General features: G+C 35.8%; 11 protein-coding genes. 1 reads left to right on the forward strand and 10 read right to left on the reverse strand.

From position 1 onward, the window contains the following. Positions 1 to 2: 2 nt before the first annotated feature. The 5 genes from FN795_RS02920 to rpsF all read right to left on the reverse strand — a co-directional run bounded on the left by FN795_RS02920 (position 3) and on the right by rpsF (position 14,109). A complete protein-coding gene (locus tag FN795_RS02920) occupies positions 3 to 11,144 on the reverse strand; it encodes an Ig-like domain-containing protein (protein ID WP_142449292.1) in 11,142 nt (3,713 codons plus the stop codon). A 1,197-nt stretch (positions 11,145 to 12,341) separates the two neighbouring features. Then, a complete protein-coding gene (locus FN795_RS02925; RefSeq protein ID WP_142449293.1) occupies positions 12,342 to 12,815 on the reverse strand; it encodes a DUF6495 family protein in 474 nt (157 codons plus the stop codon). 140 nt (positions 12,816 to 12,955) lie between these two features. Then, on the reverse strand, positions 12,956 to 13,396 hold the full coding sequence (gene rplI / locus FN795_RS02930; RefSeq protein ID WP_035648232.1) for a 50S ribosomal protein L9: 441 nt from the start codon (positions 13,394 to 13,396) through the stop codon (positions 12,956 to 12,958). 69 nt (positions 13,397 to 13,465) lie between these two features. After that, positions 13,466 to 13,762 carry a 30S ribosomal protein S18 gene (rpsR, locus tag FN795_RS02935; RefSeq protein ID WP_002987043.1) on the reverse strand — a complete coding sequence of 99 codons (297 nt, stop codon included), beginning with the start codon at positions 13,760 to 13,762 and terminating at the stop codon, positions 13,466 to 13,468. A 5-nt stretch (positions 13,763 to 13,767) separates the two neighbouring features. Further along, positions 13,768 to 14,109, reverse strand: coding sequence for a 30S ribosomal protein S6 (rpsF, locus tag FN795_RS02940; RefSeq protein WP_026729424.1), 342 nt, complete (start codon positions 14,107 to 14,109; stop codon positions 13,768 to 13,770). Positions 14,110 to 14,287: 178 nt separating this feature from the next. Here rpsF and FN795_RS02945 point away from each other — a divergent pair, with 178 nt between their 5' ends. Further along, positions 14,288 to 14,986 carry a LytR/AlgR family response regulator transcription factor gene (locus tag FN795_RS02945; protein WP_026729423.1) on the forward strand — a complete coding sequence of 233 codons (699 nt, stop codon included), beginning with the start codon at positions 14,288 to 14,290 and terminating at the stop codon, positions 14,984 to 14,986. Here the strand turns inward: FN795_RS02945 and priA are convergent. From priA to nadC, 5 genes are all read right to left on the reverse strand, one after another. Beyond that, positions 14,983 to 17,433, reverse strand: a complete 2,451-nt coding sequence (gene priA, locus FN795_RS02950; RefSeq protein WP_142449294.1) for a replication restart helicase PriA — start codon at positions 17,431 to 17,433, stop codon at positions 14,983 to 14,985. The genes FN795_RS02945 and priA overlap by 4 nt on opposite strands. A 28-nt stretch (positions 17,434 to 17,461) precedes the next feature. After that, entirely contained in the window at positions 17,462 to 18,208 is a 747-nt protein-coding gene (gene bla-B1-FLAV / locus FN795_RS02955; protein WP_142449295.1) for a subclass B1 metallo-beta-lactamase, read from the reverse strand. Between the two features lie 16 nt (positions 18,209 to 18,224). Then, positions 18,225 to 18,650 (reverse strand): DUF2147 domain-containing protein, encoded by a 426-nt coding sequence (locus tag FN795_RS02960; protein ID WP_142449296.1) that lies wholly within the window; start codon positions 18,648 to 18,650, stop codon positions 18,225 to 18,227. Position 18,651: 1 nt separating this feature from the next. Continuing rightward, on the reverse strand, positions 18,652 to 19,575 hold the full coding sequence (locus FN795_RS02965; RefSeq protein ID WP_035648244.1) for a YihY/virulence factor BrkB family protein: 924 nt from the start codon (positions 19,573 to 19,575) through the stop codon (positions 18,652 to 18,654). Between the two features lie 84 nt (positions 19,576 to 19,659). Further along, positions 19,660 to 20,517, reverse strand: coding sequence for a carboxylating nicotinate-nucleotide diphosphorylase (gene nadC / locus FN795_RS02970; protein ID WP_142449297.1), 858 nt, complete (start codon positions 20,515 to 20,517; stop codon positions 19,660 to 19,662). Between the last annotated feature and the right edge of the window lie 124 nt (positions 20,518 to 20,641).

Here is a 20,641-nt window from a genome sequence, read left to right on the forward strand (position 1 = left end):
GCTTATCTCATTATAGATAACCATCCTTTTTTAACCGTTCCGTCTCCAATGTCTATCACATAAAAATAAGTACCTGTTGGCAGCATATCTCCTCTACTTATAACTCCAGATACATTCGCAGTTCCGTTCCAATCATTTTCATAATGTTGTTTACTGTAAACTAATGCGCCATATCTGTTGTATACTTTCAATTCATTATTTGGATACGTTTCGATACAGTCAATTCTAAAGAGATCATTAGCTCCATCATTATTTGGAGTGAACTCATTATAAACTGTTAAACAAATTGGTTCGACTGAAACTGAAGCCGAGTTGTTTGCTGCAGAAACATCTAAAGGAGTTGATATTTCAATAGTTGCAACAGATAAATAATCGGTACCATGAACTACTTCGGCAACAATTGTAAGCACCACGCTCTGACCTGCATTTAGCGTTGGAATTGTCCAAAGCTGTGTTGTTGGATCAAATGTTCCTTGAGTCGTGCTTGAACTTATAAATTCATAACCGTTAGGCAATAAGTCGCTTACAAGTGTATTTATGAAATTTCCTTGTCCAACATTGTTTACTGTTACTGTAAATGTTATTTGTTCACCAAAATTTGGAGTTGGATTACTCACTGTATTGGTAATTGTTAAATCTGAACAAGTTGCTACTGTAACATTCAATGTTTTAGTAGTTGTTTCATCACAAGTGTTGATGTATGTAACTTTTACTTGACCAGAACCAATATCAGACCATGAAATTGTTACATTCCCGTCAGCAGTTCCTCCGCCAGAAATAATTGTTCCGTTGGTAACTGACCAAACATAATTTGATTTACCATTTGCTACTGAATAAGTTACACCTTGGAAAACACATGGCGTATCATCGCTTGTAGTAATTGGAACCAAAGCATCATTTTCGAAAGCAATTGTGATTCCTAATCTCGTTGCACTTTCACAACCATTTGTTGTATTGGCAAGAGCCGAAGCATAATAAGTTCCAGCTGTTAATTGTGTATTTGCTGCTAAAGGTGTTCCGCCTGTTGCAGAAGAATACCATACTACGTTTGGTTCATTTACTAAAATATTAGCAAGTGTTGGCAATTTTGACAAACAGAATGTTTGCGCTGTTCTTGGTGTTGTAATCACTCCTGGAGTATTTACATTTACCACAACTGCTAAACGTACTGGATTCTCACAACCTATTGCACTTGAAATAGCTCCGTAATATGTTCCTGTAACCAATGCCGTTGTTGCCGGAATTGCTGTTCCTCCTGTTGCTGTACTATACCAAACTACATTTGCTTCATTTACTTGAATATTTGCAACTGTAGGAGAATTTAAAGTACAGAAGTTTTGAGTTGCATTCGTTGTTGTAGGCGTCGGACTTGGGTTTGTTACCGTAACCGTTACCTGTAAACGAGTTGAGCTTTCACATCCTGTTGCTGGATCAACAATATTTCCGTAATAAACACCTGTTGTTAATGCAGTTGTCGCTGGAATTGCTGTTCCGCCTGTTGCTGAACTAAACCAAGTAACATTGCTTTCGTTTACTTGAATATTTGCAATAGTAGGCGCTGTTGTAGAACAGAAACTTTGCGATGCGTTTGTTGTAGTCGGATTTATTGTGTTTCCAACAGTCACGTTAACCGCCAATCTTACACTGCTTTCACAACCTGTAACTGGATCTTTTATTGCTCCGTAATAGGTACCATTTGCTAAAGCTGTTGTTGCAGGAATTGCTGTTCCGCCTGTCGCGGCACTGTACCAAACTACATTTGCTTCATTCACTTGGATATTGGCAATTGTAGGTACGTTTCCAGAACAGAAAACTTGAGATGCATTTGTAGTTGTAGGAGTCAATGGATCTGTAACACTGATTGTAACGCTTAATCTTGTTGCGCTTTCACAACCTGTTACAGGATCACTGATTGAAGCGAAATAAGTTCCGCTTGTCAATGCCTGAGTCGATGGAATCAATGTTCCTCCTGTCAAAGCTGTATACCAAACAATATTTGTCTCATTGAACTGAACACTTGCAAAAGTCGGTGCATTAACCAAACAGAAATTTTGTGTTCCTGCTGTTACTAGTGTCGGTGTGCCAGGATCGTTTACATTTATTGTAACGCTTAATCTTGTAGCACTTTCACATCCTGTTGCCGGATCACTGATTGAAGCGAAATAAGTCCCGCTTGTCAATGCCTGAGTAGATGGAATCAACGTTCCTCCTGTCAAAGCTGTATACCAAACAATATTTGTCTCATTGAACTGAACACTTGCAAATGTAGGTGCATTAATCAGACAGAAGTTTTGTGTTCCTGCTGTTACTAATGTCGGTGTTCCCGGATCGTTTACATTTATTGAAACGCTCAATCTTGTAGCGCTTTCGCAACCTGTTACAGGATCACTGATTGAAGCGAAATATGTTCCGCTTGTCAATGCCTGAGTTGATGGAATCAATGTTCCTCCTGTCAAAGCTGTGTACCAAACAATGTTTGTCTCATTGAATTGAACACTTGCAAAAGTCGGTGCATTAATCAAACAGAAGTTTTGAGTTCCTGCTGTCACCAATGTCGGTGTGCCAGGATCGTTTACATTGATTGTAACGCTTAATCTTGTTGCGCTTTCACATCCTGTTGCTGGATCGCTGATTGCTGCAAAATACGTTCCGTTAGTCAAAGCCTGAGTCGATGGAATCAATGTTCCTCCTGTCAAAGCTGTATACCAAACAATATTTGTCTCATTGAACTGAACACTTGCAAAAGTCGGTGCATTGACCAAACAGAAATTTTGTGTTCCTGCTGTTACTAGGGTCGGTGTTCCCGGATCGTTTACATTTATTGTTACGCTTAATCTTGTTGCACTTTCACATCCTGTTACAGGATCACTGATTGAAGCGAAATAAGTCCCGCTTGTCAATGCCTGAGTAGATGGAATCAACGTTCCTCCTGTCAAAGCTGTGTACCAAACAATATTTGTTTCGTTGAACTGAACACTTGCAAAAGTAGGTGCATTAATCAAACAGAAGTTTTGTGTTCCTGCTGTTACTAGTGTAGGTGTTCCCGGATCATTTACATTTATTGTAACGCTCAATCTTGTAGCGCTTTCACATCCTGTTGCTGGATCACTGATTGAAGCGAAATATGTTCCGCTTGTCAATGCCTGAGTTGATGGAATCAATGTTCCTCCTGTCAAAGCTGTGTACCAAACAATATTTGTTTCGTTGAATTGAACACTTGCAAATGTTGGAGCATTTACCAAACAGAAGTTTTGAGTTCCTGCTGTCACCAATGTCGGTGTGCCAGGATCGTTTACATTTATTGTAACGCTCAATCTTGTTGCACTTTCACAACCTGTTGCAGGATCGCTAATTGAAGCAAAATACGTTCCGCTTGTCAAGGTCTGAGTCGATGGAATCAATGTTCCTCCAGTCAAAGCTGTATACCAAACAATGTTTGTCTCATTGAATTGAACGCTTGCAAATGTTGGCGCATTAACCAAACAGAAGTTTTGTGTTCCTGCTGTTACCAATGTCGGTGTTCCCGGATCATTTACGTTTATTGTTACGCTCAATCTTGTTGCACTTTCACATCCTGTTACAGGATCACTGATTGAAGCGAAATAAGTCCCGCTTGTCAATGCCTGAGTAGATGGAATCAACGTTCCTCCTGTCAAAGCTGTGTACCAAACAATGTTTGTCTCATTGAACTGAACACTTGCAAAAGTCGGTGCGTTTATCAGACAGAAGTTTTGTGTTCCTGCTGTCACCAATGTCGGTGTTCCCGGATCGCTCACGTTTATTGTTACGCTTAATCTTGTTGCGCTTTCACATCCTGTTGCAGGATCGCTAATTGAAGCGAAATAAGTTCCGCTTGTCAATGCCTGAGTTGATGGAATCAATGTTCCTCCTGTCAAAGCTGTGTACCAAACAATATTCGTTTCATTGAATTGAACACTTGCAAATGTTGGAGCATTTACCAAACAGTAATTTTGTGTTCCTGCTGTTACTAGTGTCGGTGTGCCAGGATCGTTTACATTTATTGTTACACTTAATCTTGTTGCACTTTCACATCCTGTTACAGGATCACTGATTGTTGCAAAATAAGTTCCGTTAGTCAATGCCTGAGTTGATGGAATCAATGTTCCTCCTGTCAAGGCAGTATACCAAACAATATTTGTCTCATTGAACTGAACACTTGCAAAAGTCGGTGCATTAACCAAACAGAAATTTTGTGTTCCTGCTGTTACTAGTGTCGGTGTGCCAGGATCGTTTACATTTATTGTAACGCTTAATCTTGTTGCGCTTTCACATCCTGTTACAGGATCGCTAATTGAAGCAAAATACGTTCCGCTTGTCAATACCTGAGTCGATGGAATCAATGTTCCTCCTGTCAAAGCTGTGTACCAAACAATGTTTGTCTCATTGAACTGAACACTTGCAAAAGTCGGTGCATTGATCAAACAAAAGTTTTGTGTTCCTGCTGTTACTAGTGTAGGTGTTCCCGGATCATTTACATTTATGGTAACGCTTAATCTTGTTGCGCTTTCACATCCTGTTGCAGGATCACTAATTGAAGCGAAATATGTTCCGCTTGTCAATGCCTGAGTTGATGGAATCAATGTTCCTCCTGTCAAAGCTGTGTACCAAACAATATTCGTTTCGTTGAATTGAACACTTGCAAAAGTCGGTGCATTAATCAAACAGAAGTTTTGAGTTCCTGCTGTCACCAATGTCGGTGTGCCAGGATCGTTTACATTGATTGTTACGCTTAATCTTGTTGCACTTTCACATCCTGTTGCAGGATCGCTGATTGTTGCAAAATAAGTTCCGTTAGTCAATGCCTGAGTTGATGGAATCAATGTTCCTCCTGTCAAGGCAGTATACCAAACAATATTTGTCTCATTAAACTGAACGCTTGCAAATGTTGGAGCATTTACCAAACAGAAGTTTTGTGTTCCTGCTGTCACCAATGTCGGTGTTCCCGCATCGTTTACATTAACTGCAACCGCCAAACGAACACTGCTCTCACAATTAGTAACTGGATCTTTTGCTGTGGCATAATAGGTACCCGTAACTAAAGCGTCAGTAGACAACAAAGGCGTTGTAGAAGTATCTGTACTGTACCAAACCACATTCGATTCATTTACCTGAATATTTGCAACAGTTGGATTATCAATTAAACAAAAATTCTGAGTAGAATTTGTTGTCGTTGGTGTATTAGGATCACTTATAATAATTACAGCATCTTGTAATGTTCCTGCTAGATTTTCACAAGTTGTATCACTAGAAACAGCAACATAATAAGTTATTGGACTCACTGCTCGTGTTAAACCAGTAACTGTCAAGACTCCTGTTGAACTTACTGTATAAGATACACCTGTTGGTGTTCCATTTACAAGAGGAGTTTTGCTAGCATCTGCATACCAAGTGAAAATAGGATTTGTCAATGTTGGTGCAGTTGGTGTCAATGATGCAGCAACACCATTACACACTGTTAAATCATCAACTACAATATCAGTTGCTACAGAAGGAGGCAAAATAGTAAAAGTTATTTGCTTTCTATCCGCTTCAGCCGTTTCACAAAATTCATCTGAACTAACGCCAACAAAATAAGTATAAGTTCCCGGAACTAAACCATTCACTATTAATGATGGTCCTGTCGCGCTAGCTACTGGCTGACTTACACTTCCATCAAATTTATACCAATGATAAACTGGATTTGTAAAAGTACCGACTAAACTTGTGGCTAAAGTCACAGTTCCTGAAGGAGCGCAAATCGCAGTTGTTGCAGCACCATTTAGAGTAATATCTGTCAAAGTAGGTTCTGGACTTGTTGCTCTAACTTCAACAGTAACTTCGCCTCGGGTCATTGCCTCACAACCATAACGTACTGGCTGAACATAATATTTGTATATACCTGCCGCTAAATTTGCTGGCACAGTATAAGTAATACCACTCGCCACAATTGCTCCTCCCGTAGGTGAATCATACCAAACATAGGTTGAACAAGCTTCTTCTGGTATTTGAAGTGTAACGGTGCTTCCCGGACAAACCGTAACCTTATTATCAGTTCCTCCGCCTATAACCGAAGTATTAGCAACGCGCTCTACTGTGTGAACTCTTAAGAATTCTAAAACACCTGCTACTCCGCCAAAACGGATTCTGACTCTATCATATGATTCTGTTGGAGAAGATACCAACACCATTGCCATAGTATTCGCAGATAATAATTTTAAACTTAATAATGTACTATTATTTTGAATAGGAGCTCCAACTGCAACGTTTCCTAAATAACGCTGAATACTAAAACCAGTTAACAAATTAACATTTAACAACGTACCTGGTTTTGAAATTACTATTCTTAAAGTATCACTTACTACTGAAGGTGTTTTGAATTGTACTGTCATATCTGCTGCTGCAAGAGCACCAACACCACTATACATTGTAGCATAAGTCGTAACATCATTATCAGCTATATTCCAGGCATCACTTACTCCAACTGTCGCAGTTAGCGCTCCTACAGGAAGCCCTAAATCAGTTGTTCCATAAAAAATATCCTGAATATCTCCTGGTGTACAAGTTACTGTAGAAACAGATTTATTATAATACGCTTCATAAACTTTAGTGTTTTGAGCAACACTTAAAACTGCACCTGACACAATTCGGATTCCGTCGTAATCCTGTGGACCTGCAGCATTTGATGGTACAAAAGTATACTCATAAGCATTGTCTCCTGGAAGTACATTCAATAACGCTCCTGAGATAGATTGCAATGTACCAATATCAACACCTGCTTTAGTTCCAATTACTGAAACGCCCTGTGCTACTCCTAATACGCTATATTCAGAACCCAATTTAATAGTTACTGGTGTTCCTTTTGCAATATTTGAAGGCCAAGTTAAGTTTTGCCAAGTTGTACCGATTCCTAAAAGCCCTACTCCGGTAGTAATAGTTGAAAATGTTTGTGGATTTCCATCAATAGCATTTGGCCCATTTGTCACACCTCCCGTAATAATTGATCCTGAGCTTTGTCCTGTTGCATATACTCTTTCAGTTAATAATTGACAATTGTCTGGATCTTTAACATTTATAGAAAGTGTTCCTGTAACTGAACATGTTCCTAATGTCGCTACAACTGTATAAGTATAAATTCCAGGAACATTAAGCGCTCCTGTGTTAAACGGAGGTCCCGCGATTGCATTTCCTTGTGGATCATACCAGGCTAATGTACCTGTTGAAGTTGCATTCAGCGTTACATTCGTGCCTTGAGCTACAGACTGTGCTGGATCGACAGTCAAGCTTGGCAGCGTATTAATTGTCACTGTTACTGCTTGTTTTGCAGATGGACAATCGACTCCGCTGCCTTGAGCCTGAATTGAGTAAACACCACTAATCGTTATATTCGATGCTGCTTCATCTGTAATAATTGTATTTGAAGGATCGAAAAAAGTATAAGTTGTATTTCCGCTTGTATCAAGTCCTGTGATTGCATTTTTTAGATTAGCACTTCCGCAGGCAACTAGTGGCGATGTTACTGCCAAAGTTGTAGTAGTTGCCGGGAAATTAACAACGACTGGTTTTAAAGTATTTATTGCATTATCACAGCTTGCTGTATTTCCGACAGCGATATAATAAGTATATGACACTCCTGAAGCAAGTCCGTTTATGGTAAGTGCTCCAGTTGATGCATCTTTAGAAAAAGTAATTCCAGGCTGAGCAACAACTGTTGATCCTGTAATAATTTCTTGTGTTTTAACCTGATCTGTGTAATATTTAAATTGTGCTCCCGCTAAACCAGAAGTTGGATTCAAAACAGCTGTTCCATCACAAGAAGATGTTACTGGACTTGCAATAGTTATATCTGCTGCAACTGATAAAGGCAACACCGTTACTGTTACTGGCTGACGAACACTATTTATACAACCGCTTCGAACAGCTTCAATATAATAGGTTTTAGAACCTGTCAAAGGACCCGTTGTATAAGTATTTGTATTTGAAGCCAAAGCTGTCCCTCCGCTAGCAACATCATACCAGCTAAGTACATCTCCTCCTGTAGTTGAAGCTGTCAATGTTGTAGATGCTCCCGAACAAATTGGTGAAGATGCTCCAGTGATTGTAGCTTCTTTATATCTAAATGAAGCTCCATAAATATCTAATTCACTTAATACCGAAAGTACTCCTCCTAATCTAACTTGTACACCTGTGAAATTTGCGCCTGCTGCAAAAGTAGCTCGGAAACGGTTTCCACCTAATAACTGTACATTAAGTAATGAATTAATAGCTGCGCCATCTCCATTATCAATTCCTCCATTATAACTTTCTAAAGTAATATAAGAAAGGGCACTTACGTCTAAAAGTCCGGTTGGTAATCCAAGCTCAACTTCTATTATATCACCTGCAAAGCCAGAACTCGCAAAATCTAATCTTTGTTGTACATAGCCTGCTACTCCAACAGGATTTTGAAGAGTAGTCGCAGTACTATTATCACCGTCAACAGATAAATTAGCTGTTCCTAAAGCAGCACCACAACCAACACAAGCAATACCGCTTGTTGAAATGGTTTGTGCATTTGCCTGTAAACATGTAGTTACTGGTGCTGGTGGCGTTACAACAACATTGATTATTGTTCTTGATGCACTAACACAATTTGAGGCATTTCTTGCTTCAATATAATACGTTTTGTCTACTATCAAAGCTGGACTTGGAGTATAACTTGGATTATCCGTCACTAAAGCTGTCCCTCCTGTTGGTACATCGTACCAATCATAAGCGATACCTGCCACAGGGTTTGAAACTTGCAAAGTAACAACTTGTCCTGAAGGAATAATTACTGTTGAAGCAGCCACTGTTGGCAATGCTGGCAGTGGATTAACTGTTATATTCGCTTGCGCTCTGCTTGAAGTAGTACAACTTCCAATTACTGATTCAACATAATAACTTGTTGAAGAAGTTAAAGCTGGAGTTGTAAAAGTAGTTCCTGTAAACAATAAATTTCCAGCTGTTGCTGCATCGTACCAATTATAGGTGGTACCTACAACTGGAGACTGAACTGTTATTGTCGTAGATTGTCCTTCACAAATACTTGAAGAAGCTGCAGTCACAGTTGCTACTACAGGATTATTTACCGTAATTGGTACGGCATAACGCACAGTATTAACACAACCATTTCGGGTTACTTCTGTCCAATACGTTGTATCAGCAGTTAAATTTGGTGTGGTAAAAGCTGCAGTACTTGCCAATGAAGCACCGCCAGTGGCTGCAGAATACCAATTAACGGTTTCTCCAACAGCAAGGCCTGCAGTTAATACTGTATTTTGTCCACTACAAATATTTGTATTTCCAGTAACATTTGTTTTACCATAGTGATAACTTGCCTGATAAATATCCAAACTCGTCAATGCTGATACTAAACCACCCAAGCGAACTTCAACTCTGTCAAAATTTGCTCCTGCAGTTATACTAGCTCTAAAACGGTTCCCTCCTAATAATTGAACACTTACTAGGTTATTTATCGAAACTCTGTCATTATTAAAAGTGGCTCCGTTATAAGTTGCCAAACTAATATAATTCAATAAACTTAAATCCAGAACGCCGCCTGGCAATTCCAATTCAACATCAACAATATCACCAGTTTTTCCTGGATTATTGAATTGCAATGTTTGTTGAATCCATCCATTTACTAAACCAACAGGCACGGTTAAGCGCGCTGCAGTATTAATATCTCCGTCAACAGATAAATCCGGATTTGTACTACTGCATAACAAACAAAGACCATTAATATTAGTCTGCTGACTGTTTGCTTGTAAACATCCTCCAAGTGGAGTACTCACTACGTTCACTGTGATTGGAGTTCTTGAAGTACTTACACAACCACCAGTTGCACTTTGAGTTTCTACATAATAAGTTTTTGTAGCAGTTAAAATCGGAGTTGTGAAGGTTGAGGTATTTGTCGCAAGAGCTGTTCCTCCTGTTGCTACATCATACCAATTCAGCGTCACTCCAGCTTCAGATGTTGATGCATTCAAAGTGGCATTTTGACCAGATTGAATCGTTACATTTTGCGTCAAAGCCGCTGCCGCTGCCGGAATCGCAACTGATACTACATCAACCTGTGCTCTACTTGGACTTACACAACTTCCTATTACAGCTTCAACATAAAAAGTAGTAGTACCAATAGGAACTGTTGGAGAATACGAAGTTCCTGAAGCCAATATTGTTCCTCCAGATGATACTGAATACCAATTATAAGTTGTTCCCGGAATTGGATTAATTAATGATAAAGTAGTTTGTTGTGTTGCTCCTGAAGAACATACAGCAGTTCCAGAAGAACTAATTGCGGGAGCAACAGGATTAGACACATTAACAACAACTGGCACTCGATTATTTCCTTCACAGCCACCTGCTCGGGCTACTCCTATATAATAGGTAGTATTCGCAGTTAAAGTTGGAGTAACTAAAGTATTTCCAGTTGCAAGTGCCGTAGTAGAAGAAGCAGAGCTATACCATGCTAAATTTGTTCCTGCCGCCGGAGTAGCAGTTAGAGTCGTTGAAGTTCCTGAACAAATCGTCTGATTTAAACCACCTGTTACAGTTGGTTTTGCAAAATCAAGACGAACATCATAAACTCGTAAATTAACAAGCAGACTTAAAAGACCACCTACCTGAATTTGCACTTGATTGGCGTCGCCAGGAACTGTATATCGGACTTCTCCAATAGCATTTCCAGATAACAAACTTAGGTTCAAAACTGGGCTGTTAAGCGCCACTCTTGGACCTACATCTGTGCCTGAAAGCTTTGTTTGAATTGATACATTGGATAATAATCCAACATCAAGCAAACCATTTCCTGTACCTAAATAAAGTACAATTTCGTCTCCTGCTTTCACGGTCTGATTCAGCGTCATGGTCTCTTCAACCACACATAGAAGTCCGACCGCATTTTGCAAAGTCGCAAATGTCGTTAGCCCCGGATCGTTGTCATAGGCCAACGTGGGATTACTTACATCTAAACCTACACACAATAAGCCTCCCTGACTGTTTGTTTGTGACACTGGTCTACAAACAGTCTGAGCAAAAGCATTACTACATAATAGGAATAAAAATAATAGCCCCAATAATCTCTTCTGAATAATGAGATTACAAAAAGTAAAGATTTTTTTCATAATTTGGAAGATTAGAAAATGGACAATAAAATACCTGTTGCGATAAGCACGAATGCTTAGGCAATTTAAAAAACGTTAATAATCAACTAGTTAATACAAAATATAAAGCATTTGGGGCTGACTTTAAAATCTTGTTTTATTAAAAAAAAAAATATAGGGTAGACATTTTTATGTATACCAAAGAGTACTCTTATTCATCCTGAATAAAAAATCCCTCAAAACTTTTAGGAAATACTGATCTAGACCAATCTTCCTGATGAAGTGATTTGTTTGTTGCATAATTTTCTATTAAGAAAATTTAAACGTTATGTTGTGGGGGAATAAAAAAATACTGGTTCAATATATCAAGAAAGCTGATTAGACTCTCAAGGTTTTTTATAAGATTTAAAAAAATTGAAACAGTGTTTAATAAATAATTATTTATCGCATTCACTAAAAATTAAACACGACAAATCATCATTTATTAACCTAGCCGCCAACTGGGCAATGATAATAAATGAATGTCTCGACTATGATTTTGAAATAAACTTAGATTTGAATAGAAAGAAATTTTACGAACAAATTTCGCGGCATTAAATAAAGCAAAAATAACTTGAACACTTAATGCAAACTTGATAATGAGAGTAATTGTCAATTCCATACGCATATAATTAAGTTACTTAAAACATTTAGGCAAATATTTTCTGTCAAAGCAAAACATTAAACAAAACACTGTAAAAATAGGTTTATCAAAACAGGGCCAAATTATTTTGTTTAACATTTCTATATCAAAAATAAATAAAATAAAAACAAAAAACAATCTAATATTTTTAATTTTTTTTGAAGTAATAAGCAGCTCAACTACCAAAAGCATCAAATAATATAAGAAAAAACCGGGTTTTTAGTACAAAAAAAGCATTTCATAAGGTGTGTAAAAAATACGTTTATTTAACGTTAAATTTAAAAAAAGTAATACAAAACCTATATTTAATATATTTCAAACGATATAGATTTAACAATAAAGACAAACAGGCCGTAAAAACCTACAATTTTAAGTCCAAAATCTTAAAATATTGAGAAATCTCAAATAAATGCGTAAAAGTACGTGCTGATAAAAATTTTAAAGATTAAACAAATGTTAAAAAAATAACAAAAGGTTAAACAATTAGAACACAAATCGTTTAACCTTTAATCAATTTTTAAAACAGATTTTACCTATTATGATTCTATAATCAAATTAATCTGTTTAAATAATTGTCCATCACTTAAAAAAGCACCTTGCTGAATCAATTCAAAAATAGAAGCATTTCTGTCCTCTGTAAAAACTTTTTTACCAACTTTCATCTCAATTGTTTCTGTAAACATATTATCACTAAGCCACTGCAAACCTTCCTGAGTTAAGAAATCTGTTTCCGGCACTAACGATTTCAATACTATTGACTGAACATGCGTTTCAAAACACTGAAATAAGAAAATATGATTTTTAGAAAAATGCTCCAAAAATTCAGCTCTTGACAAAACACCTTCCCAGATCAAATCTGAAAAAACATCCAATTCCTGTTCAGCAACTTCAGGTTTATTTTCTTTAAGAGAATCCCATTCTGCTTTATCAATTGCTTGTGTCGCCAAAAAACTGGCAAATTCAGCATGCAATTCATCAAATTGCTCTTTTGTTAATCTTGCGTATTTCATTTTATTTTAGGCTTTATGCCTTACGCTATAAGCAATAAGCTAAACACTTATGCAAATAACCTTAAGTTTGTTAATCCAATATTTCACTAAACAAAAAAATCCCGATTTTCATCGGGATTTTTATATCGTTTTTAAAACTATTACTTTTCAGCAACAATTTCGTAAGCTAATTCAACGATTACATCTCTGTGTAAACGAACTGTAGCATTGTATTTTCCTAAACGTTTTACAACACCACTAGTGATGAATTTTCTATCGATAGCATTACCAGATTTCTCTAAAGCTTCAGCAATATCGATGTTAGTGATAGAACCAAAAAGTTTCTCTCCACCAGCTTTTGCAGTAAGTTTAATTTCAAGAGCTTTTAAAGTTTCAGCTAATGCTTTAGCATCAGCAACAACTTTAGCTTCTTTGTGTGCTCTTTGTTTTAGGTTTTCAGCTAAAACTTTTTTAGCAGAAGGAGTTGCCAAAGTAGCAAAACCTTGAGGAATTAAAAAGTTACGACCGTAACCAGGTTTTACAGATACTACATCATCTTTAAACCCTAGGTTTTGTACGTCTTGTTTTAAAATAATTTCCATGTTGTTGTCCTTATATTTTAGAAGTTAGGTTCTGATCAAGCAGAAACCAGCGACTAGATTTTTTTTATACTATTTTAATAAATCGGCCACGTATGGCATTAAAGCTAAGTGACGAGCTCTTTTTACAGCTACAGAAACTTTTCTTTGGTATTTTAATGAAGTTCCAGTTAAACGACGAGGAAGAATTTTCCCTTGCTCATTAACGAATTTCAATAAGAAATCAGCATCTTTATAATCGATGTATTTGATTCCTGATTTTTTGAAACGGCAATACTTTTTAGTTTTGTTAGTTTCAATGTTTAAAGGCGTTAAATATCTGATATCTCCGTCTTTTTTTCCTTTTGCAGATTGTTCGATTGTAGACATAATAATTACGCTTTAGTAGATTTTAATTTAGCTCTTCTTCTCTCCGCCCATGAAATAGCATGTTTATCTAAACTTACAGTCAAGAAACGCATAACTCTTTCGTCACGTCTAAATTCAGTTTCAAAAGCTACAAGAACTTCTCCAGCTACTTTGAATTCGAATAAATGGTAAAAACCACTTTTTTTGTTTTGGATTTCGTAAGCCATTTTTTTCAGACCCCAATCCTCTTTCGATACCATTTCAGCTCCTCTACTAGTAAGAAATTCTTCAAATTTCGTTACTGTTTCCTTCACCTGAACCTCAGATAAAACGGGATTTAAAATGAAAACAGTTTCATAATGATTCATAAATACAATATTTATTTGTTAAAATTGGGTGCAAAAGTAATCATAAAATTTAAATAAACAACACATTTTTGCTTTTATTCGTCATACTGCAAAAAATATATGCTCAGTTTAGTTTTTTTTACAAAAAAAATAATACTTTTACTAATGCTATCCTGAATTTATTCTAAATTTAAATGTTATGAAACTAAACTGTGTTGTTGTAGATGATAGTTCTATACAAAGGACCATTATTGCAAAATTAGTTAATAATCACCCAGGTTTGCACTTAATCGGGGACTTTTCTAATGCAATAGAAGCAAAAAGCTGTATCTCTTTAAATAATATCGATTTAATATTTCTTGATATCGAAATGCCTGTTATTAATGGTTTTGACTTCCTTGACGGACTAAAATCAAAGCCTCAAATTATATTTATCACTTCTAAAGCTGAATACGCTTTAAAAGCCTTTGACTATGATGCTACCGATTATCTGCAAAAACCAATTGCCGTCGATCGATTCAACGCTTCTGTCAAAAGGGCAATCGATATGCACTTGCTTAAAAAAGAAGTCAAAGAAGAAGAAGGCGAACATATTTTCATCAAAAGTAATCTTAAAAAACTTAAAATTTTCACCGCTAAAATCAAATGGATCGAAGCATTTGGAGATTATGTAAGAGTGGTTACTGAAGATGATAGTAATTTGGTTCTTTCTACTATGAAATCTTTTGAAAACGATTTATCAAAAGATAAATTTATTCGTGTGCACAAGTCCTATATTATTAATATTGACAAAGTAGAGCGTTTCAACAGCAAATTTGCTGAAATTGGAATTACAAAAATTCCTTTAAGCCGAAACAAAAAAGAAGATTTAGTAAAAGCATTATCTACTTCGTCTTAATAAAAATCGACATTCACAACAACTTTTATAGCTCTGTATTGAGCAACAGCTTCAAAACTATTCAGCATTTTCTGAATAGTTTTTTTTGTGTTTCCTAAATGCAGGTTTTGCGGAATCTTAATTAATATAGTTCTGATATATTCATTTCTGATTCGGCTTATTGCTGGTTCTTCCGGGCCTAAAACTGGCATATTCAAGTTTTGGCTCAAAACCTGATACAGCCACATTGATCCTTCTTTCAATTTATCAAAATCTTTATGTTTTATAGTAAGTTTTATAATTCTGAAATAAGGTGGGTATTTATAAATTTGACGGTCGTATAATTGCTCCTTATACATACCTATATAATTATGATTGGTAACCTGCTGAATTGTATTATGATTTGGATTGTATGTCTGAATCACAACTTTCCCTTGTTTTTCTGATCTTCCAGCTCTTCCAGCAACTTGCGTCATCATTTGAAAACTGCGCTCAAAAGCTCTAAAATCCGGATGATGTAACATGTTATCGGCATTCATAATCCCGACCAAACTTACATTGTCAAAATCCAAACCTTTGGCCAGCATTTGTGTTCCAACTAAAATATCAATTTCTCTATTTTTAAAAGTATCGATGATTTTCTCAAAACCAAATTTTCCTCGCGTTGTATCCTGATCCATTCGGGCCGTTTTAGCTTTTGGGAAAAGCGATACTAACTCCTGCTCTATTTGTTCGGTTCCAAAGCCTTTTGTTGTCAAATCTATACTTGAACAACTGTGGCAATTTGTTGGTTTTGCAATCGAATATCCGCAATAATGACAACGAAGCTGATTTTTATGTTTATGAAAAGTCAAACTTACATCGCACTGCTGGCAATGCGGAACATGCCCACAAGTTAAGCATTCTATTATAGGAGAATATCCTCTTCTGTTTTGAAACAAAATGACTTGTTCGCCCAAAGACAACGCTTCTGCAATTTCTTCAATTAAAAGATCACTAAAATGTCCGGTCATTCTTTTTCTGAAATGCTTGTCTTTCAAATCAACCAAAACAACTTCAGGCATACGAACATTTTTATAACGTTCTGTTAGTGTAACTAAACCGTATTTGTCATTCTGTGTATTAAAATAAGTTTCAATACTTGGCGTAGCTGAACCTAATAAAACTTTGGCATTATGAAAATTAGCCAAAACTATTGCACTGTCTCTTGCGTGATATCTCGGCGCAGGATCTGTTTGCTTAAAAGTTTGCTCGTGTTCTTCATCAACAATTAATAGTCCTAAATCATTAAAAGGCAAAAACAAAGCCGACCTCGCTCCTATTACAATTTGAGCTTTTTCAGAATTTTCGAGCGTTTGTTTCCAAACCTCAACTCTTTCGTTGTTGCTATATTTCGAATGAAAAACAGCCACTTTATCTCCAAAATGAAGTCTTAAACGAGAAACCAATTGAGTTGTCAGTGCAATTTCAGGAAGCAAATACAGAATCTGTTTTCCTGTCTGCAGATATTCTTCAATTAATTTGATGTATATTTCAGTTTTTCCGCTTGAAGTAACGCCATGAAGCAGACAAACTTCTTTTTCAGAAAAACTCGATTTTATAGCTTTAAAAGCATTTTCCTGCGCTTCACTTAAATGAAGTTCTTTTTCTGATTTTTCTCCATTAAATGAAACTCGATCGTGTTGCAAATAATACTCTTCAAAGATTTCTTTTTCGATTAAAGCCTTAACAACCGCTGATGTCACATTCGCGACTTCAGTAAGTTTTTTTACTGTGATTGGCTTTTTTTCTGAGGCATTAAGCTGAAAATAGACCAAAACAATTTCTTTTTGTTTATTGGCACTTTTTAATACTTCAAGCAATTCTGCTAAACCATTATCAGAATCGTATTTGGAATGTAGTTTTACATACCGAACCAATTTTGGCTTGTAGCTCTCTTTAATTTCTTCTTCTAAAACAATAATGTCTTTACTTATCAATTTTTGAAGAACCGGAAGTATGTTTTTCTTATTTAAAATTGAAGCAATTTCCTGAACCTTCAACGAACTTTGATGTTGTAAAGCTTCATAAACCAAAAATTCGTCATCTGAAAGTTCACTGTCATTTACAATAACTTCTGGTTTATGCGAAACGATTGTTTCACTTTCTAATAATAATCCACTTGGAAAGGCACCGCGATAAACATCGCCAATTCCGCACATATAATAATTAGCCACCCAAAGCCAGTGTTTTATCTGAATTTCGGTTGCAATTGGTTTTTCATCCAGAATTTGATGTATTTCTTTGGCATCATATAATGTCGGCGCATTTTCATGAATATCCAGAACAAGTGCTGTGTAAATTTTATTTTTACCAAAAGGTACCGCCACTCGCATTCCTTTTTTTATGAAATGATATTCAGCCTCAGAAATTCGATAAGTAAACGTTTTTGCTAAGGAAAGCGGTAAAATAACTTCGATAAAAAACATGCAACAATTTTAAATATGATTTGGAAAACTATTTTTTTCCTAAAGATTTTTGAGCCAAATACTCATCAACCAATTTCTGAGTATGATTTAAAGATTGAATATTTATCCAATCTTCATGACCCGGAATAATATACTTTGGACTTTTAAACTTCGTTTGTACTTTTTTTATAGATGTTTTCCATTCTTTGACATCAGCATCGCCTAAATAACCAAGATCCTGAGCATCGGCACTTTTGATAAAACAAGCTCCATAAAGCACTTTTTCTTTATCAAACCAAACCACAATATTGTCTGGCGCATGTCCTTTTCCTGGATAATAAACCTCAAAAGTATGTTGGCCGACTGTAAAAGTTTTATCATTAGGAATTATGAATTCAGCTCGCGGTTTCTTTTCTTTTTTCAGAATATCATCAGTCAACTTAATAGAATATGTTTTAATTCCTTTTTTTCTATAAAAATCAAATCCGCCTGCGCGATCATCATGAGAATGCGTAGCAAAAAGCATTACAACTTCTTTGTTATGTTTTATCTTTATGCTATCCAACAAAGGCTGGAATTGCGCTTCGTCCCAAGGAGCATCAAAAAGAACAACACCTTTATCAGTAACCAGATACATGGCATTGGCAGAAATCATCGTTCCTTTATAATCATGAAACGTTTTATAAACATAAAAGTCACCTGTAAGATGACTTATTTGTAATGGAGAATTCTTAGATTGTCCAAAGCTATTTGAAACTAAAACTAAGAATAAAATTATCGAAGCTAATTTTCGCATGTATTATTTGAATTAATTATTTCACTCGTGTCCAATATTGTGTTCTTCCCATTAAAGAAATCCCAACATAACCGCGAAGTTTTAATTTATCAGCAGATTCTAAAGTGATATAACATTTGTATTTTTTACCGTTTGTTGGGTCTAAAATAGTTCCGTCGTTATATTCGTTTCCGTCTTTTTTAAGTCCGTTAATAATCACCATTCCTAAAATTGGTTTGTTTTTTTCAGCACCGTCACATTTAGAACAGACATCTTTTTTATGATTTTCACGAAGTATTTCTACTACTTTACCGTAAATTTTTCCTGATTTTTCGTAAACTTCTACGATTGATTTTGCTTCTCCAGTTTCATCGTCAATTGTTTTCCATTTCCCAATAACACTTTGAGCCTGAACACTCATCGCGAAGAAAAAAACACCAATTGCTAACATCCAATTTTTCATACTATTTATTTTTTTTTTGTTTTAATTTTCTGATAGTAGCATTCAATTCGAACCCTAAAAGCAGAATCATACAGTTTATCCAAATGTAAAACATTAGAATTAATAATGTCCCAATTGAGCCATAAAGTTCGTTATATTTTGAGAATTTTATAACCCAAATCCCAAAAAAGAACGAAGATATAACAATTAAGACCGTTGTAAAAACAGATCCGATGCTAATAAAAGGCACTTTATTATACTGTTTTGTACCATAACGTAATAATATTGAAGATGTTATCAAAATCATCAAAAGAACAAACAAATATCGGCCCAAAATAATCAACGGAATTCGATCACTAAGTACATCCTGAATAATTGTTTTTTGGATAAATACCTCAAAAACGACAATCGTAGCTACCGTTACAAACAAAATTATGGTCATTACAAGTGAAATTGCCAACGCCACTAAATATTGATGCAAAAACCCACGTTTATCAAAAACATGTTTGGAAGATTCAAAACCACTCAAGATTCCGTTAATACCATTTGCCATCAAAAAAATCGAAAGAAAAAAACCGGTTGACAATAATCCCGAGTGACTATTATTTAAGATATCGCTGATAATTTTGCTAATAGCATCGTACGTATTGGGAGGAACTCCTTGCTGTACAAACTGAAGAAAATCCTCCTGAAAATTATCAATTGGGATAAAGGGAATTAAGTTTAAAATAAATAAAGCAAACGGAAATAAAGCCATAAAAAAGCTAAAAGAAACCGCACTCGCATGATAAGAAAATGCACCATCAATAATACCGATAACGTACATTTCGATCAAATCATACAGCGAAAAACCTTCCAGCCAAGGCAATTTTATTTTCTTTAAAAGTCGGGCGAAAGAACGCACCACAGGCAATTTCTCAATCCGAGCTTCTATCTCTTGCGACATATTTATTTGATTTTAGATTTCTGAGTTTAAATTTTAGATCACAAAATTCAACTCATAACTTATAACTCAAAACTCATAACTTAACTAAAACGCTTTTAAGCTCAAATCCATATTATAAACAGAATGCGTCAAAGCTCCTGAAGATATGTAATTTACACCGCAAAGACCATATTCGCGAATTGTTTTTTCGTTGATATTTCCTGAAGATTCTGTCTGACATTTTTTGCCAATTAAATCCACAGCCTTTTTAGTATCTTCATAATTAAAGTTATCGATCAAAATTCTGTGAACGCCCTCGCTTAACAAAATCTCACGAATTTCGTCTAGATTTCGAGCCTCAACAATAATTTTTAAATCTAAATTATTTGCTTTTAAATATTCTTTAGTCTTTTTGATTGCAAGCGTAATTCCGCCAGCAAAATCGATATGATTATCTTTCAGCATAATCATATCATACAAAGCATAACGGTGATTTTCGCCTCCGCCAATTTTTACCGCCCACTTTTCTGCCACTCTGAAATTTGGAGTTGTTTTGCGTGTGTCTAAAATTTTAGCGCCCGTTCCTTCTAAAAGTTGCATCAAATGATTGGTTTTTGTTGCAATCGCCGACATACGTTGCATGGTATTCAAAACCACTCTTTCAGATTTTAAAATAGACTGCGAACTTCCGGAAACTTCAAAAACGACATCGCCGTATTCTACATGTGTTCCGTCTTCGATAAAAGTCTTTATTTTTAATTTTGGATCGACAAATTCAAAAATCATTTTCGCCAAGGCAACACCCGCAATAATTCCCTGATCTTTCACTAACAATTTAGCCTGTCCGTGCGCCGTATCAGGAATACAAGCCAATGAACTATAATCTCCCGGACCTACATCTTCTCGAATTGCATTACTAATCATTAACTGTAATTCGGTTTGAAATTGTGCTTCGCTAATCATTTTTTTCTAAATTTTATAAGATGCTAAAGTAGCACATATTTTATGGATTTGAAAATTTCATTAACATGAAAAATTTTTCAAAACATTAAAATTTTCTTTTTTAACCATTAAAATATTCAGAAAA

Origin of the sequence: Flavobacterium resistens (assembly GCF_900182645.1) — a bacterium.
GTDB lineage: Bacteria > Bacteroidota > Bacteroidia > Flavobacteriales > Flavobacteriaceae > Flavobacterium > Flavobacterium resistens.

What these genes read in the sequence shown, in the direction of transcription:
- FN795_RS02920 (WP_142449292.1), bottom strand. Translation starts at nt 11,144, where the DNA reads ATGAAAAAAATCTTTACTTTTTGTAATCTCATTATTCAGAAGAGATTA.
- FN795_RS02925 (WP_142449293.1), bottom strand. Translation starts at nt 12,815, where the DNA reads ATGAAATACGCAAGATTAACAAAAGAGCAATTTGATGAATTGCATGCT.
- rplI (WP_035648232.1), bottom strand. Translation starts at nt 13,396, where the DNA reads ATGGAAATTATTTTAAAACAAGACGTACAAAACCTAGGGTTTAAAGAT.
- rpsR (WP_002987043.1), bottom strand. Translation starts at nt 13,762, where the DNA reads ATGTCTACAATCGAACAATCTGCAAAAGGAAAAAAAGACGGAGATATC.
- rpsF (WP_026729424.1), bottom strand. Translation starts at nt 14,109, where the DNA reads ATGAATCATTATGAAACTGTTTTCATTTTAAATCCCGTTTTATCTGAG.
- FN795_RS02945 (WP_026729423.1), top strand. Translation starts at nt 14,288, where the DNA reads ATGAAACTAAACTGTGTTGTTGTAGATGATAGTTCTATACAAAGGACC.
- priA (WP_142449294.1), bottom strand. Translation starts at nt 17,433, where the DNA reads ATGTTTTTTATCGAAGTTATTTTACCGCTTTCCTTAGCAAAAACGTTT.
- bla-B1-FLAV (WP_142449295.1), bottom strand. Translation starts at nt 18,208, where the DNA reads ATGCGAAAATTAGCTTCGATAATTTTATTCTTAGTTTTAGTTTCAAAT.
- FN795_RS02960 (WP_142449296.1), bottom strand. Translation starts at nt 18,650, where the DNA reads ATGAAAAATTGGATGTTAGCAATTGGTGTTTTTTTCTTCGCGATGAGT.
- FN795_RS02965 (WP_035648244.1), bottom strand. Translation starts at nt 19,575, where the DNA reads ATGTCGCAAGAGATAGAAGCTCGGATTGAGAAATTGCCTGTGGTGCGT.
- nadC (WP_142449297.1), bottom strand. Translation starts at nt 20,517, where the DNA reads ATGATTAGCGAAGCACAATTTCAAACCGAATTACAGTTAATGATTAGT.